At 36.1% G+C, this 16,531-nt stretch carries 12 protein-coding genes and 2 pseudogenes; 12 read left to right on the forward strand and 2 right to left on the reverse strand.

Annotated elements, in window-relative coordinates:
* A partial coding sequence (locus tag BXY_RS11865) for an OmpA family protein (RefSeq protein WP_208946806.1) occupies positions 1-248 on the forward strand: 248 nt, incomplete at its 5' end.
* Between the two features lie 200 nt (positions 249-448).
* Here BXY_RS11865 and BXY_RS11870 read toward each other — a convergent pair.
* Positions 449-1,085, reverse strand: a pseudogene (locus BXY_RS11870) (DUF3575 domain-containing protein).
* A gap of 1,124 nt (positions 1,086-2,209) precedes the next feature.
* On the opposite strand from BXY_RS11870, the gene BXY_RS11875 reads away from it, so the two are divergent.
* The 3 genes from BXY_RS11875 to BXY_RS11885 are packed head-to-tail and all read left to right on the forward strand — an operon-like array spanning position 2,210 to position 5,427.
* A complete protein-coding gene (locus BXY_RS11875) occupies positions 2,210-2,527 on the forward strand; it encodes a helix-turn-helix domain-containing protein (protein ID WP_015532010.1) in 318 nt (105 codons plus the stop codon).
* Positions 2,520-3,608: a type II toxin-antitoxin system HipA family toxin gene (locus BXY_RS11880; RefSeq protein ID WP_015532011.1), complete on the forward strand. Its 1,089-nt coding sequence runs from the start codon at positions 2,520-2,522 to the stop codon at positions 3,606-3,608. The genes BXY_RS11875 and BXY_RS11880 overlap by 8 nt, the downstream gene beginning before the upstream one ends.
* 43 nt (positions 3,609-3,651) lie before the next feature.
* Complete coding sequence (locus BXY_RS11885; RefSeq protein WP_015532012.1) at positions 3,652-5,427, forward strand: AIPR family protein; 1,776 nt, start codon at positions 3,652-3,654, stop codon at positions 5,425-5,427.
* Positions 5,428-5,949: 522 nt separating this feature from the next.
* Here the strand turns inward: BXY_RS11885 and BXY_RS11890 are convergent.
* On the reverse strand, positions 5,950-7,083 hold the full coding sequence (locus BXY_RS11890) for an AAA family ATPase (RefSeq protein ID WP_015532014.1): 1,134 nt from the start codon (positions 7,081-7,083) through the stop codon (positions 5,950-5,952).
* Positions 7,084-7,496: 413 nt separating this feature from the next.
* Between BXY_RS11890 and BXY_RS23570 the strand changes: the two are divergent.
* The 8 genes and pseudogenes from BXY_RS23570 (at position 7,497) to BXY_RS11925 (ending at position 16,528) form a co-directional block, all read left to right on the forward strand.
* Positions 7,497-7,741: pseudogene (locus tag BXY_RS23570) on the forward strand (transcriptional regulator).
* A gap of 116 nt (positions 7,742-7,857) precedes the next feature.
* Positions 7,858-8,076 (forward strand): helix-turn-helix domain-containing protein, encoded by a 219-nt coding sequence (locus BXY_RS11895; protein WP_015532015.1) that lies wholly within the window; start codon positions 7,858-7,860, stop codon positions 8,074-8,076.
* 6 nt (positions 8,077-8,082) lie between these two features.
* The gene (gene dndC, locus BXY_RS11900) at positions 8,083-9,414 is read left to right on the forward strand and encodes a DNA phosphorothioation system sulfurtransferase DndC (protein WP_015532016.1); all 1,332 of its coding nucleotides are present in this window, start codon (positions 8,083-8,085) and stop codon (positions 9,412-9,414) included.
* Positions 9,415-9,417: 3 nt separating this feature from the next.
* Positions 9,418-11,559, forward strand: a complete 2,142-nt coding sequence (locus BXY_RS11905; RefSeq protein WP_015532017.1) for an AAA family ATPase — start codon at positions 9,418-9,420, stop codon at positions 11,557-11,559.
* Between the two features lie 2 nt (positions 11,560-11,561).
* Positions 11,562-11,960 carry a DndE family protein gene (locus BXY_RS11910; RefSeq protein WP_015532018.1) on the forward strand — a complete coding sequence of 133 codons (399 nt, stop codon included), beginning with the start codon at positions 11,562-11,564 and terminating at the stop codon, positions 11,958-11,960.
* A complete protein-coding gene (locus BXY_RS11915) occupies positions 11,954-14,152 on the forward strand; it encodes a DEAD/DEAH box helicase family protein (protein ID WP_015532019.1) in 2,199 nt (732 codons plus the stop codon). Before BXY_RS11910 ends, BXY_RS11915 begins: the two co-directional genes overlap by 7 nt.
* 7 nt (positions 14,153-14,159) lie before the next feature.
* Complete coding sequence (locus tag BXY_RS11920) at positions 14,160-14,363, forward strand: hypothetical protein (RefSeq protein ID WP_057280016.1); 204 nt, start codon at positions 14,160-14,162, stop codon at positions 14,361-14,363.
* 11 nt (positions 14,364-14,374) lie between these two features.
* Positions 14,375-16,528: a hypothetical protein gene (locus BXY_RS11925; protein WP_015532020.1), complete on the forward strand. Its 2,154-nt coding sequence runs from the start codon at positions 14,375-14,377 to the stop codon at positions 16,526-16,528.
* Positions 16,529-16,531 lie beyond the last annotated feature (3 nt).

Below are 16,531 nucleotides of genomic sequence, written 5' to 3' on the forward strand. Positions count from 1 at the left end.
TGGGCTACACGGACGCCAGAGGAAGCGACTCCTATAACTTGACCCTTTCCGCACGACGTGCTGAAAAGGTACATGCCGCCCTGATCGGGCGTGGAGTTCCTGCCCGGATGATTAAATGGCGTGGCGTGGGTAAGCGTGCGGCCATTATCTCCGCCACTGCTGCGGACAATATCCGTGAAGGGGACAGAAAAGTCCTGCTGGAACGGGTTACCAACATGGATTATTGGAATGCCCTGGATAGCAAATGACCCGAATGTTCAGATAGTGATGAAAATGGATTGAAACAGTGCGGGAATCTCATCCGCATCATTCTATTCCCAGATCAGGCGGAGAAATGCCCCGTATTACTCCGCCAGGCCTGGGAATTTCATTTTACATGACCGACCGGATGTACAGCGGGCCAGGATGATTATTTGGAAATATGGTAAAGTTTCATTGATATACATTTTTAGTGTGATAGAATAAAAAGATGTGTCCCCGGATTCAGGGGGGATTTCAACATGTAAATAATCGAAATGGCGGTCCTGATGGGCCTATGTAGGCTGCATCTCCCTTGTCCAACTTCTGGCCGCAAGTGGTCACTTGTACTTGTCATAACGGGCGTGCACGTAACCGATATCCAGGGAGGCCTCGATATTGAGACGGTTGGAAAGCACCGACTGGTAACCGGCGCTCAACCCGCCTCCCCAGAAATAACCCTCGTAACGGTGGTCTTTCATGTTTCCATCCCCTTTCTGAAGCACAAAGGGGACATCGACATCTCCGATATTCATCTGGCCGCCATGGGTGTGCAACCCGAAGAACCAGTCGTTGAAGAGGGCATAGGTCCAGTAACGGAGCTCCGGCTGGACAAGCCAGTGACTGAACTTCTTTTCTTTGTACAGGGAAGACGTGGGGTCCCGCGTGTAGAAAAAGAAATTCATGCCCACCTGTGTGCCAAGGGTCCATTTACGCCTCATGGAGAACTCCAGGGAGAGGTTGGTCGTTTTCAAGGTATCGTAGGTCAGATTGTTCTTCAAGGCAACCTTTTGAGAGAAGGCACCAGCCGAACAAAGCAAAAACACCAGAAGAAAAAACGGTTTCATCAAACTGTTATTTATCTCCTTATTATGTGTGTTGACGGTTCTCCTGTACAATTTTTCCACAAGGATATCCGTTCTCATGCAATTAGCTTGACTGCCGGGTGGTACCGCTTGGACTCGGTTCTGGAGAATGGTTGCCGAGGTGGATGTTCTGCTGCTGTATGTATAGGTCAGACTCTACCTTTGGAGCTTCCATCGGGAACATGACTTGAACCCGTCAGATTGTTCATCAGGAAGTGGCTGTCTATTCTGTATCCTTGATCTCGTTGTTTTTTTAGGAAGCTGCCTTATGAAATAAGTGTCGATAAGACAGGGTTTTGTAGTTCCTTTCGTGGACCGCCAGATTGGCACACTGTGGATGCCGGAGCTCTCCTACGTGTACCCCCTCCTCCTTCTGATAGCATCAGATTGCGCAATGTCATAGGTCCGTCAGGTAAAATTCCGAATTTGTGTTGATTTATTTGTCCGTAAGCTTGCACAATACGGCAAAATACACTATCTTTATGCACATCAAGACCGCATACCGTCTTTACGGGGATTTTCATTTATTGGAATATCGACCCGTTTTACATACATGAGGCTATGGTAACTTTATTAAAAGGCCTCTTTTCTCTCACAAAGACAGTTGTGGTCCTGACGTTTAGTTTTTGTACGCCTTTGTAAAAGATAATATTGGATATATTGATAGATGATTTATGTATCGGAAAAAGACGCCGGCATTTGTATAAACTTTACATAGAGGATATTGTCCTGTGTCCCATTTGCCGATGCAGTATGTGTATATCGTTGATTATCAATAGTATAGCGCTCTAAAAGGTACAACCAGCAGGTTGGCAAGTATCTGAGAATGTGTAAGTTAGTGATTTTTAGCACCATTCTCGGCTTGTACCTCCATTTTAGAAAGTAAAAGTAAGTGTAATTTCTTGAATATCAAAATGTGCGGTACAAAAACTTGTGAAAAATGCCGTTTTTTGATGAGAAAAGGTACAAAAAAACGGCAGATTCAAGTTAATAGAGATATTATTCGTGTAAGCTAAAAAAGAGCTTTCAAGATGCTTGGTCTTGAAATATTATCACTATCTTTGTATAAATAATATTTTATTTGTTATATATGTGATAGTCGCTTTATGAACAATATAATATCGTTTAATTTATCAACTCCGGATGATGTAGCGAAGCAAATTGCCGCTAGAGTAAAAGCACGGAGATTGGAGTTAAATCTAACTCAAGAAGGCATAGCTACAAGAGCCGGGCTTAAGTTTGCTACTTACCGTAGGTTTGAGCAGACTGGGGAGATATCTTTAAAGGGATTGCTTCAAATAGGATTTGCTTTAAATGCGTTATCCGAATTTGACGCTCTTTTTGCACAAAAGCAATATCAATCCTTGAATGATGTATTAAACGAACAAAATGTTATCCGTAAAAGAGGTAAGAAAAATGAATAATATCAAGCAAATTGAAGTGATATATGATAATCGGCTAGTCGGGCGCTTGGCATTGACTAAAGAGGGGTTATGCGCATTCGAGTATTCGGTAGAATGGCTTGATTCTGGTTTTTCCATATCACCATTCGAATTACCCTTGAAAAGTGGTGTCTTTATAGCTAAACCTCGTCCGTTTGAAGGAGGATTTGGTGTTTTCGATGACTGTTTACCTGATGGATGGGGCTTGCTTATTTTGGATAGGTATTTGCAACAAAAAGGTGTCAATCCACGGACTTTAACTTTATTGGATCGCCTTGCATTGGTTGGCTCAACAGGACGCGGAGCATTGGAGTTTCGTCCGGATAAAAGTGTTATTACAAGACAGGATTATGTCGATTTCGAGAAATTGGCATTGGAAGCAGAACAAATATTGGATAGTGACGATTATACAGGTGAAGGTATTGAGGAGTTTCAAGATCGCGGTGGTTCGCCTGGAGGTGCAAGACCTAAAATCTTCGTTCGCTATGATAACAAGGAGTGGTTAGTAAAATTCCGTGCCAAACGAGATCCGCAGAGTATTGGTATAGATGAATACCGTTATTCGCTTCTTGCCAAGCAATGCGGAATTGAAATGCCGGAAACACGTCTCTTTGAAGATAAATATTTTGGTGTGGAACGATTTGACCGGACTCCAAATGGCAAGTTGCATGTAGTAAGCATGGCTGGCCTTATCGGTGCTGATTATCGTTTACCAAGCATTGATTACGCTCATATATTTCAAGTTTGTGCTATGCTGACACATAGCGTAGCCGAGTTGTGGAAGGTCTACCGGCTGATGGTATTCAACTATCTGATAGGCAACAAAGATGACCATGCCAAGAACTTTGCCTTCATTTATCGTGATGGGGATTGGCATTTTGCTCCGGCTTATGATTTGCTGCCAAGCGATGGCATCAATGGTTTTCGTACTACATCAATTAATGATAAGATCGAGCCAACAAAAAAGGATCTGTTTGCAGTGGCCGTAAGAGTAGGATTGAAAGAAAAGGATACCATGTACTGTTTGGAAAAAATACAAAAAACTATAAATTATTATATGTGATTATTGATGTTATTTGATAGTGAGTAATTAAATATTTTATATCATGGATATAGTAACAGCATCTTTTTTAAATCAATTTAAGGAGCAATATGGATATACTGATATTGCCGAAGATAAATGTTTTGAATTATTTTCAACTTATTGCATTGTTTCTAGTTTTATAAAAGCAGAGACAATAAGTACATCCCTATTAGAAGACTTATGCATCGGAAATGGTGGAGATTGGGGTATTGATAGTATCATATTAATTGTTAACGGAAAGATTGTTACAACAGAAGAGGAGGTTAATGATCTTTTAGATGCTAATGGATACATTCAATTACAAATAGTCTTAGTTCAATCAAAGACTTCGAATCATTTTGATATTGGTGAGTTTGGAGTTTTTTTGAATGGCGTTGAGTTTTTATTTAAAGATATCATTGAAGATATTAATTGTCTCCCTACATGTAATGATGACCTAGAAAAATATAGGAATCTAATAAAATATGTTTATACAAAGAGTGCATATTTCAAAGACGGAATAAATCCATTGTTAGATTTATATTATGTCACATGTGGTGAATATAATAATCAAGCTGATTTTGTCGCCAGAATACAAAAAACGGATAATACTATACATTCGCTAGATCTAACCTCCTCTTTTAAGTGTCATATATTTGGGAAAAAAGAGGTTATTTCTTGTTATAAAGAAACTAAATCAAAGATTGAGGCAGATATTAAAGTTGATAATAAACTAATTTTTCCAAATATAGTAGATGTGGAAGAAGGGTTTCTATGTCTTATTCCATTTAAAGAATTCAAGAAATTAATAATTGATAATAATCAAAATATTATTCAGTCTGTATTTTATGATAATGTACGTTCTTTTCAAGGTAATAACTCGGTAAACAAAGCCATGTCTGAATCTTTAAAAAATGAAGATATCAATTTATTTGTTGCAATGAATAACGGAATAACCGTTATTGCCAAAGATGTAAAAACGACGGGGCTGAATATTCATCTATCAGACTATCAAATTGTTAATGGATGTCAGACTTGTAATGTACTGCAACAACATCTTGATGTACCTAATATTGATGATTTAATGCTATCTGTAAAAATAATATCCTCAAAAAGTAAAACAATTAAAGATAAGATAATAGTCGGAAATAATAGTCAAACAGAGGTAAAAAGAGAGCAACTAGTATCTTTATTAGATTCACAAAAATATATAGAAGATTATTATAATGCTCAAAAAACATTTGAAAAATTGTATTACGAACGTCGTTCCAAACAATATAGGTATGAAGAAACAAGAATTCCAGTGAATAAAGTTATAACTATTCCTTTTCAAATTAAAGCTTTTGTTTCTATGATACTAGAAAAACCACATGAAGTAAGTGGTTATTACGGAAGTATTGTGGAGCAATTTGATAAAAATGGAGTTCGTGTTTTTGCATCAGAGACAAATCCAGCATTATATTACACAAGTGCATTAGCAAATTACAAAATGGTAGAGTGGTTTTCTAAGAATGCGCAGTATAAAGATTTTAAGAAAGTAAAATTCCATGTCTTGTTAGCTTTCAAATTAATGTGCCAAAAAAATAGACAGCCACAATTGAATTCAAATAAAGTACAACAATATTGCGATCATTTGTGTCGCATATTATGTGATGTTCAAAAATGTGAGAAAGGATTTGATGCTGCAATAAAACTAGTTAGTACAGTATTAGGAAGAAGTCCTAAAGATAGCGATAGAATGAGTGGAAAATTAACAGAAGATATGATTAAAACTTCTATACAAATTGATTCTATCAATAAAAATAAGACACTTTGTTAGTGCTCTTTATAATAAGAGTAATATAGACGTTATTATCTATAATATGTTAAATTAATTTTGATGTAGAGAAAATATATGAGGGTGACATAAAAGTAAATTACATTTTCTGAAAGACTACGAATTGTAAGTCCTATGCATAAAAGAGCCTTATCAGACTTCTTTTTTTGGTGGTATGATAAGGCTTTTAATAATAAAATTAGGACAGTCAAGTTACTGTTTGTAAGTTCTCCTTTATGAAATTTGACTTTTGGGTCGGCCTCATTAAATAATTCTTGATGAATATCGTAAAATATCTTTTGCCTATTGGAGATACAGATTCTAAGGATGTTGGACATCTTATACATCTAAAAAGAAGGACAAAGTGATAATGAGCATCCTACTAGTTTATGACATAAGAGAATTCTGAAAATCGCAGCTAATTCAACTCCTTATTATTTTAATTTTTGTCACCGTTAAGTTATAAGAGTCTTACGGAAAAACCTTAATTTTAAAAGACTAATGTCTGTAGTATTTCAATGCCTGTCATTTTGCGAAATATTCAGTCTTCAACCAATAGGCATAAATCGGGTCCTGAAACGAGATTTCACCAGCCTTATTATCCAATATATCATTCTTGATAAGGGCAGCTTTTGAACGGGATATTGAGGTCGTTGAAGAGATTTGATAGCGATGCATCACTTCTGTTGAACTGATGGCCTTTTCTCCAGCTATAAGAGCCTTGAGGTAGTTCAATTGCTGTGTGGTCAGTGTTTCGGTGATTGTTACAAACAGCAGACTTAACTGCTCCACCAATGCCGTATGTGCCTCACGTACGATCTCAACGGTACATACATCCTTTGTTCTGAGCCATGAAAGCTGTGCCAGCTGCTGTGCGTAATATGGATGGTTATCTACGAGCTTTGCAATCAAATGGCTTGCTTCATTGTCAATGTTCTTACCGGTATCAGCGAAACGACTCTTGAAAAATTCCACAAGGCAAGGCGTCTCAATCTTATTGAGAAACATCAGGTTGCCGAACTTGTAGAATGGTTTGGATGAGTCGGTAAATACTTCCATCATCATGTGGCGCTTACTGCCATAGAGACAATAGGCCACACTTTGGTGCAGCTGCCAATGTGAACGCAACTTTTTCTGGAAATAGTCTGGGTCGGTAAATTCCGCGATATTTTGGAACTCATCTACGCAAATCACGATTTTCAGCCCCTTCTTCCTGGCAATCTTTTCGGCAAGATCGAGCACTTCATCAGGATTGCGTTTTACCTCCTCCCAATCAAAGTCGATTGAGACCTCATTGGTGGGGTCTGTACCGATTGAAATCTTGGGAACAAGATGCGAAAAGAAACTCTTCGCACTCTCGATTGCCTCCTCCCATTTTGTGGAAGTGGCGGCAATGACCTTCTGAGCGAGCAGCGAATAGAAATGCTCCTCGCTACGTACATTGAAAAGGTCGATATGACAGATTCGGAGGTTACTGTCCTGTGCCATCGCTAACTTTGCAGCCTTATTTACAAGCGAACTTTTACCCCAACGGCGAGGAGAGATAATAATCGTGTTGATTAGCGACGTAAAGTTCTGAACCAATTCGGCTGTTTCTTTCTCACGGTCGGTAAAATTCTTCTCAGTAGCAATCTTTCCAAATATAAACGGAGTTTCCATAACGCTCTATTTTGATTTAATACACAAATATAATACATAAAATGTAACTACAAAAAATGTTGCAACAAAAAGTGCATATACATTTATTGTAGTATCTTGCTGATTGGTGTTGTCTTCATATAAATATCATGATAAAAGTTGTATAATCATAATGAATTTCGCTTTCCAGTAACAAATAATATATTGTTTGTTATAGATGAAATACGAACTATATAAATAATATAATAGCATTTAATATCTTAACGTTCAATGATGTGGTCAAGCAGATTACGGTAAGAGTAAATTCGAAAATTTATTCCTGTAACACATCATAAAATAAAGTAAAACTATCATATTTATATATTATATGATATGTTGAGCTATGACAAAAAAGCACAATGGGTACCAAGTAGCCAAGAGAGTTAAAGCAGAAGATGCAGATAGTGGATAAGCAGCTCAGGCTGGCTAGACTATGTACAAATCTCAGTATTGCTCAGATTTGTTGAACGTGTCACCTGTTCGCCTTACGGTTTCTCACATAGAGAAAGACGGCAACAGAGGCAATAGGCATTTATCTTAGAGTACTTTATGTGTTTCAACTGGATGATGATATTTTTTTCTCGCAAAAGAAGCTACAATGGGAAATGCCTTGCAGGATTTGAGTCTCAAAAAAACGTAAAAGGGTATCCCCAAAAGAATAAGTTATGTAAATGGCTATTATAATCGAACAAAAATGTCCTTCTGTACAAAAATATGCGTATATTTGTAGATATTTTATCAATAAATTGAATTAATATGTCGAATAATCAACAAATAGTGATGAATAGAATTAAGGTTACACTTGTTGAGAAACAGAAAACCAATAGATGGTTAGCTGAACAAATGGGGAAATCAGAGAATACCATTTCGAGGTGGTGTTCTAATAAATCTCAACCATCAATCGCTCAATTACAAGAAATTGCAATCTTGTTAGATGTTGATGTTCGTGTACTATTAAAATCACAGAAAGAGTAATATAAAATGTCGAAACGCATTGAATATATAATTGATGATATTAAGGAACAATATCTTGAAAAAGATAACAATATACCTTGGATTATCGGTTTTAGTGGAGGAAAAGATAGTACGGTTGTACTAACATTAGTGTGGAGAGCCTTGCTATCTATACGAGAAGAGTTAGGCGATACGGCTCTTGTTCGACAGGTGTATGTTGTAAATAATGACACCCTAGTGGAAAATCCTATTATTACAGACTATATCGTTGAGGTATTGGATTGTATCCGTATTGCTGCTATTGAACAAAAACTACCTATCAATGTCCAAATAACAGTGCCAAAATTAGAGGATAGTTTCTGGATTAGCTTCCTAGGTAAGGGATATCCTGTTCCAAATAATACCTTTAGATGGTGTACTGATCGATTAAAGATTAAGCCGACTACGCAGTTCATCCTTGATAAGGTAGATGCTATGGGAGAGGCTATTGTTCTTATTGGTACTCGTCTTTCCGAGAGTGCTACTCGTGCGAAATCGATTCGTCGTCACGAAATCAAGGGAAAACGCTTAACCAAGCATCCGTTGAATCCCAATACATACACATATCCTCCAATTAAAGATTTATATTTGGAAGAGGTATGGTATATACTCAACAATGAGCCATCACCTTGGGGCTATGACAATAAGAAGTTGTTCCAAATATATGCTGATGCCACAGCAGATGATTATGAGTGTCCTACTGTAATTACGGATAAGACACAGCCTTCATGTGGGCAGAGTCGATTTGGTTGTTGGGTTTGCACCGTAGTTAAGGAAGATAAGTCAATGATGGCCCTTATTAACAATGGCAACCAATGGATGTCTCCTTTATTAAAATATCGAGACGAAATGGTTGCAGGGCGAAATATTTCAGAAAATAGATATGCAACCCGCAGAAATGGTCAAGCTGCTCAAGATGCTGATGGTCATAATCAAGGTAATTACACTTTTGAGTATCGCTGTGAGATGCTCCGTAAATTATTGGAATTGCAGCGCGATATGCAGAAAATAAAGCCGCATATGGAGTTGATTTCAAATCAAGAACTTGTTGCGATTCAAATTAACTGGTATCGAGATGGATTTTTTGCGCCAAAAGTAACAGATATTTACAATGAGGTATATAAACGAAATATGCCTCTTGAAAATATGCAGTACCAAGAGCGATTAATCCTTGAAAAGGTATGTGCAGAACATCCTGAAGATTATCACTTGATAAATGATTTGGTATCGCTTCAAAAGAGCAAGACCATTTTGATGAATAATAATGGCCTACAAGGCGATATTGAGAAACGATTAGATAACTACCTCAACCAGCAGTAAGCAATGTTTATAGAGTCAATAATATTACATAATTACAGAGCATACAAAGGGCATAACCAAACCTCTTTTAAGCAGGATGCCAAGAATATCTTTCTTGTTGCCGGAAACAATGGTTTTGGTAAAACTACATTTCTCACATCCCTCGTATGGTGTCTATATGGCAAATTAATGGTCGATGTTGATGAAAAGTTTAGACGCGAAATCAATGATGCTCAAGGATATAAGAACTATGCCCGCCAAAGCTTGCATAAAGAGTTAGCAAGTGTTGTAAATACATATGAAACAAGCCCTGAAGAGCGAAAACGGATTATAAAGTACGGTTATTCTTCGGAAAGCGAATATATTAAGAATGATGCACAGTATTATGTTGAGATAAGTATTACTGATGTATTTATTCCATCTATCCCTTGTCGTACAATTACAATTCGACGAACCTATGACTACTTCTTAGATACTGAATTCGTTGAAGTGTTAATCGATGGACAGGTAAATGAATTAGCAAAAGATGTTGGCTACGACATCTTTATCAATGACTTTATTCTTTCAAAGGATATTGCAAAGTTCTTCTTCTTTGATGCCGAAAAGATTGTAAACCTTGCAGAAGTAAAATCACTTGATGAAAAACGTCGATTGAGTACGGCTTATAGCGAGGTTTTAGGTATAAAGAAGTATGAAGATATCAAGAGAAATCTTGAGAATCTTCGTCTCAAATTCCGAAAGAGTGCAGGATCAACAGCAAGTAAAGCTAAATTGGATAGGCTTCAGGCTGAAGTTGATAATTTAGAGGTGCAAATTAGAACAAAGGAAGAGGAACGAGAAAGAGTTGATAATCAGATTCAACAGTATAGAGCAGAGGCTGTTCAGTTGCAAGAGCGACTTATTCGTGAAGGTAATGCTATTAGTGTAGAAGACCTTAAGAAACAAAAAGAATTGCTTATTAAATTGAAAGAGAAGGACTCTAAATTAAAGAGTCAATTACGCGAAATGTTAGATGTTGCTCCATTTGCTATTTCGGGTAAATTATTCACAGACCTAATGACGCAGGTTATTGCCGAGAAGAAAATTAAAACGACTGCAGCCAGTCGTGCTGCCATAAATGCTGCCCTTCAATTAACACAGACTCAAATTACAGAGGGAGTATCTGAAATTAAACTTTCAGCACTTCAAAAGCAAGCTATTGAGAGGATTATCGCAGACGTCTTTGCAAATAATATCGTTGAAACACCGGAAGAAGATGCAATAGCTATTAAGGTGTTAGTTGACTTTAATGATAGTGAATCAAATGAGTTTCAGGCTTTGTTTGACAATATCAGATACTCTTTCAACACCTTATTCAAGCAGCTAGTAAAGGATATAAAGAACAATGCTCTATTCATGGCAAAAACTCAACGAAAGATTGTTGAGGCAGAGTATGATGATGGAAACGGCGACATCAAGGAGATACGAATGCGTAAAGCAGAAGTTGATGAGTTATTGGCTCAGTTAGATATTCAAACCCGCCACCTCTCGGAACAAATAGGAACATTAAACAAGGATATTAAAGTCCTTAAAAAGCAGTTATCAGAAGTTGCGAAGCATGTTCGCGTTGATAAGGCTGATAAAGAGAAGGATTTAATAGCGGAGCGACTTATCGGTGAGTTAACAACATTCTTGTTTGAATTAAGAGCTAAGCGCAAGTTTTCTCTTGAGAAGAAGATTATGGCTGGCATAGATGTCTTGATGCACAAGGCGGATTTTATACACAGTGTGCGTATTGACCTACAAAATGATATTATTGAGATAGAGCTTTTGGATAACGCCGGAGAGATTATAAGTAAGGAAAAATTGTCAAAGGGAGAGCAGCAGTTGTATGCTACGGCTATTCTTAACGCTCTGGTTGAGGAGTCTGGAATAGAATTCCCTGTATTTATTGATAGCCCTCTTCAGAAGTTTGATAGTATTCACTCACGAAATGTTATCACAAAGTTCTATCCGAGCGTGTCGAAGCAGGTCGTTATCTTCCCATTACTTGGAAAAGAGTTGTCGGAGGATGAGTACAATGCATTATTGCCTAATGTTAATGAAGTTTATATAATCGAAAATGAGAATGGATGTTCTTCATTTAGAAAGATTACTCCAAATAAATTGTTTGAAACACTATCATAGTTATGTTTACATCGATAAAAACATCAAAGATTAATAAGGATATTGTTACAGACTTAAGTCGTAAATTTAACTTGGGCGCAGAGAATATTATTGCGCGTATAGCTTTGACTTATTCCTTATCAAAAGATCGTAAGTTATCATTATCAGATATTGCTGATTCACAAGGTAAGGAGTACAGTAAGAATGTTTTATTTGGAAGCAATCTACCTTACTATATTGGCCTTATATGCGTAAAGTACGGTTTGTATAAGACAGATAAAGATATTCCTAAATATATTAAGTTGCATATTGATGATGGATTGCAACTAATGAATAAGGAGTTGAGAGATAATCCAAACTTGAATGGATATGATTATTTGATTGATAAAATAACTAATGGATTAGAAGATATCTTATGTTGAAAGATGTAAAATTTAAACATAGTTATTCTTCTGGATATGATGAGCCAAAAGAATTCTTTACTGAAGCACTAATTGAAAGCTCATCTTTTGATTTAGGCTTGGGGTTCTTTTCATCTAGTGGAATAAGAAGTCTTGCATATGGTTTTGCCCTGTTCATAGCGAATGGAGGCAAAATGCGTGTTATCATAAACCATATATTAAGCAAGGAAGATAAGCAGGCTATTGAAAATGGACAAAAACATTTGTTCGAGGACTTCGAGTGTCGTGTTTTATCTGATATAGATAAGTTAACAAAGACACTTTCTAAAGAAAATGAACATTTCTTTCGCTGTTTGTCGTATTTGATTTCTATTAACAGAATTGAATTTATCGCGACTATTTCAACTAAAGGTGGATTAGGACATGACAAGTATGGGGTATTTACAGATGAAAAAGGCTGTAAGGTGGCATTTATTGGATCTGCGAACTTTTCACAATCAGCATTAGAATTAAATGGTGAGACAATCACTGTATTTACATCTCCAGATGACAATAAAAGAATAGCAGAATATCAAACATTATTTGATAGATCCTGGGAAAATGATACTCCCCATTTGCTCCATATACCAATCGACAATGTTAAAACCATAATTTGTGAAAAGTTCCCCAAAACAACTATTGAAGAACTTTTAGACAATAGCGTAAATTTGCGAACTGATAATTCGTATAGTAATACCTATATCAAACCACTATCTCAAAGGCTTTTAGATAAGATTGAATTAAAAGAACAGGAACCCCGTTTCCCATTCCCAGAAGAAAGATCAATCCAAATTAATGCATATAATGCTTGGATTAGCAATGGAAAAAAAGGTGTTTTTGCTATGGCAACAGGTTCTGGCAAGACAGTTACAGCTCTCAATTGCTTGAGAAAGCAATATAAAGAGAATGGTTATTATAAAGCAATAATTGTCGTACCCACTCAAGCATTAGCAGTTCAATGGGAAAAAGAGGCAAAAGCTTTTAACTTCCAAAATATTATATCCACACATACGGATAAAGATTGGAAGAACACTTTGAGTCGATATACAACAAGAAGTTTATTAGATCAATCAAAGAGTATTATTATCATAACGACATATGCGACATTTAACCGCAAGGATATACAACAGTTTATTAATAAGGTTAAGGGACTAGAAACCTTTATGTATGTAGCTGACGAAGCACACAATATAGGTTCTCCAAGTTCATTAAAACATTTACCCCATAATATACAATGGCGTATAGGTTTGTCCGCAACACCTGAACGTATATACGATGATATAGGCTCTGAAAAATTATATGAGTTCTTCAATTCTAGACCACCAGAGTATACATATAGATATACAATGAAACAAGCAATAGAAGAAAACATATTATGCCACTATGATTATTACCCCATATTCGTTGAGTTAACAGACTCTGAAATGGAAGAGTATGAATATATCTCAACTCAGTTAAGGAAGTTTATAGATCCTGATACAGGAAAATATAGACCCGAAGCCGATAAATTATTGTTGAAGCGTAAAAGAATTATTCATAAGGCAGAAAATAAGAAAGTGGCGATTTCTAATTTACTAGAAGACTTAAAACAAAAGCGTAAACTTGATTATACTTTTGTTTTTGTGCCTGAGGGATATGAGCCTGATTACTCCGAAAGAGATTCGTATAACATTGATCAAGAAGATATTCATATAATAGATGAGTATGCACAGATGTTTAAGGATCAAGGGTACAGTTATCATAAATACATTAGTGGACTTGATGATGCTCCTGGCATATTGAAAAGTTTCGCAGATGGAGATATTCAAATTTTACTTTCAATGAAGTGTTTGGATGAAGGTGTTGATATACCACGTGCGGAGCATGCGATATTCTGTTCAAGTACAGGTAACCCACGTCAATTTGTTCAACGTCGTGGACGCGTACTAAGAAAAAGTAAAGGAAAAGATAAGGCAAAAATATGGGATTTGATTGTTACGCCACCAAATGTGATGAATGATTCCATCGGTATAGAACGAAATATGTTCATTAGTGAAGTTAAACGTATTGTAAACTTTGCTGCCCTCGCTGATAATCAAATAGATATTTTGTATGGAGATTTGAAGAATTACTGTGAGGCTTTGAGAATAGATTTATTTGAGATGCTTGAAGAAGAAAATAATAACTATAAATAATAATATTATGGCTATACAAGACGAAATGTATAAGGCAATTGAGAAAGAAATTAATCAAACAGTTGAATCTGGTGCTGAAAAAGTTACTGTGAACTTTGAAAAAGCAAAAGAGGTTGCCAAAATGCTAACAGATCTATCAACTAGTGTTGGAGATGCAGATGTATTAACAAATCAGTATATTGCCAATATTAAGAATATATGTAACTCATAATACGCAAAGTTATGATTATCAAAAATATTACTATCGAAAATTTTCAATCGTACTATGAGAGTCAAACAATGGAGTTTTCCAAAGGTTTGAATCTAATCATAGGCAATGGAGGAAAAGGTAAGTCCAAACTTTTCAATGCCTTTTACTGGGTATTGTTCGGTAAAATATATATCACTGGTATCGGTTGGTGTACTACAGATAACTTGCCTCAATCTGCCAAATTTGCAATGCAGCGTTATGAGTTCATTAACAAACGAGCTCTATTCAATGCACAAATTAACGATAAAATTAGAGCCTCAGTACAAATCGAAATTGAGGACGATAAGGATAATGATTATATAATAGAGCGCTCTGTCAGTGCATTAAGACTTGAAGGAGAAGAATGGGACTCTAATGATGCTTGGCAAGTGGGCGGTAATATGCTGAAGGTTTCTTTTGATTCCGCCACAGGAACAAAAGTGCTTAATGATTTATTAGCAGAGGACAAAATTAATGAGCTATTCCCAGATGGTATCAGAAACTATATATGGTTTCAAGGAGAGTCACTCGAAAGTCTTATAAACTTTAGAAATAAAGAAACATTAAAAGCAGCTGTTAAGCATATTTCATATTTTCCTTATTACGAAAAACTTTCTGAAATAATCAGTAAGTCTAAATTGAAGATTACAGGAATTGAGAGTCGTAAATTAAAAGAGGTTAATAAACATAATTCAAGCGTTAAGGGGTTATTATCAACCATTGACAACTTAAACAATAAGATTACTAGAGAAGAAGAGAACAAAAAGCAATTTGAGACTCACATTGAGACTATTAAGATAGCCTTAGCAGATGGAGAAACAAAGATTTCTGGCTTAGCAAGCTATTCAATGTTAGTAAAGAAATACAAGGATTGTGAAAACGAGATAAATAAATTATTGTCAGAAACGACTCGTATAGATGAGTTTCAAAGAGAGAAACTTCCTTCATTGTGGATCCTTCGTGGTATTGAACCAATGATTCAACAATGTAAAGAAATTATTGAAAAGCACAAGGAGGAAGAGTATACTGTTCCAGAAAAGAAGTATCTAGATAATCCTAGTCGTTCAAAGTTAGAAGAGATACTTAAAGATAAGAAATGTTTTGTATGCGGCACTGAATTCTCTGAAGATGATGCCCCATACCACTACATCACAGAACGATTAAGATTACAGGAAGAGTACTTAAAAGAAATGGAAGAGTATACCAGCAATATGCAGCTTTCTAAACAGTTTAACATGTTTGTTGGTAAGATTCAAGATTATCCAGATTCATTACTGATTTCTTTGTCAAAAATTGACAAACAATGGAAAGATAGCGAAGATGAATTGGAAAAATATATGGCTCAGCGAAGAAGAAAGCAAGATGAAAAACGTAAATTGGATGAGCAAATAGAAGATATTAAGAAAAAGCATGGTGTAGATCCTGTAACCCAAGCAGAGACAGCCGGTATTATCAATTCTTCAATTCGAGCAAGCAGAAGCAATTTGGAAACTCAACAACGAAAGTTGGATGTTTCCAAGCAGACACTTAGTAATTACAGGAGTGAATTACGTGCTACTGAACGAGAATTGGAAAAATTAGGAGCAAAAGATACTACTGTTGCAAAAGTTCCAGAGACAGAATGGAAACACATTTCAACATTCCTAGAAGATATCTGCAAAAGAGTCCAGGAAAGTGCAAGAAAAGATTTGCTTCATAAAATTGAAGAAAGAGCAAATCTCTTTTATGCGAAGTTTACAGAGCATGATAACGGATACAAAGGTAATGTAAAAATAGGTGAAGACTATTCTATAGAATTTGATGCGGGTCTTAATACTAGCCATGAGGATAGAAAGAAGATGAGTATTATAAATGCTTTACTATCGTTGAATCAAGAGGCTATGGGCATTTATTATCCATTTATAAGTGATGCTCCAACATCTAGTTTCGATTTGGAAACGACTCATAAATATCTGCTTGGTATTAAAGATATATTTGGTCAATCCATTGTGCTAACTAAAGATGTGGATTTGGAAAGTGATAAATATATTGATTTGCAGAATCAAAGTAATGTGTCGAGAATTTACAATTTAGAGAGCAAGATATATAGTGGAGATTCTAATCGTGGACAACACGAAGTTTCTACGCAAATAACAATCTTAAAATAAGGC

This window comes from Bacteroides xylanisolvens XB1A (assembly GCF_000210075.1).
In the GTDB taxonomy this organism is placed as follows: Bacteria; Bacteroidota; Bacteroidia; order Bacteroidales; family Bacteroidaceae; genus Bacteroides; species Bacteroides xylanisolvens.

Excerpts from the sequence above, each read along its gene's own strand:
- BXY_RS11875 (WP_015532010.1), top strand. The coding sequence starts at position 2,210 with ATGAACAATATAATATCGTTTAATTTATCAACTCCGGATGATGTAGCG.
- BXY_RS11880 (WP_015532011.1), top strand. The coding sequence starts at position 2,520 with ATGAATAATATCAAGCAAATTGAAGTGATATATGATAATCGGCTAGTC.
- BXY_RS11885 (WP_015532012.1), top strand. The coding sequence starts at position 3,652 with ATGGATATAGTAACAGCATCTTTTTTAAATCAATTTAAGGAGCAATAT.
- BXY_RS11890 (WP_015532014.1), bottom strand. The coding sequence starts at position 7,083 with ATGGAAACTCCGTTTATATTTGGAAAGATTGCTACTGAGAAGAATTTT.
- BXY_RS11895 (WP_015532015.1), top strand. The coding sequence starts at position 7,858 with ATGTCGAATAATCAACAAATAGTGATGAATAGAATTAAGGTTACACTT.
- dndC (WP_015532016.1), top strand. The coding sequence starts at position 8,083 with ATGTCGAAACGCATTGAATATATAATTGATGATATTAAGGAACAATAT.
- BXY_RS11905 (WP_015532017.1), top strand. The coding sequence starts at position 9,418 with ATGTTTATAGAGTCAATAATATTACATAATTACAGAGCATACAAAGGG.
- BXY_RS11910 (WP_015532018.1), top strand. The coding sequence starts at position 11,562 with ATGTTTACATCGATAAAAACATCAAAGATTAATAAGGATATTGTTACA.
- BXY_RS11915 (WP_015532019.1), top strand. The coding sequence starts at position 11,954 with ATGTTGAAAGATGTAAAATTTAAACATAGTTATTCTTCTGGATATGAT.
- BXY_RS11920 (WP_057280016.1), top strand. The coding sequence starts at position 14,160 with ATGGCTATACAAGACGAAATGTATAAGGCAATTGAGAAAGAAATTAAT.
- BXY_RS11925 (WP_015532020.1), top strand. The coding sequence starts at position 14,375 with ATGATTATCAAAAATATTACTATCGAAAATTTTCAATCGTACTATGAG.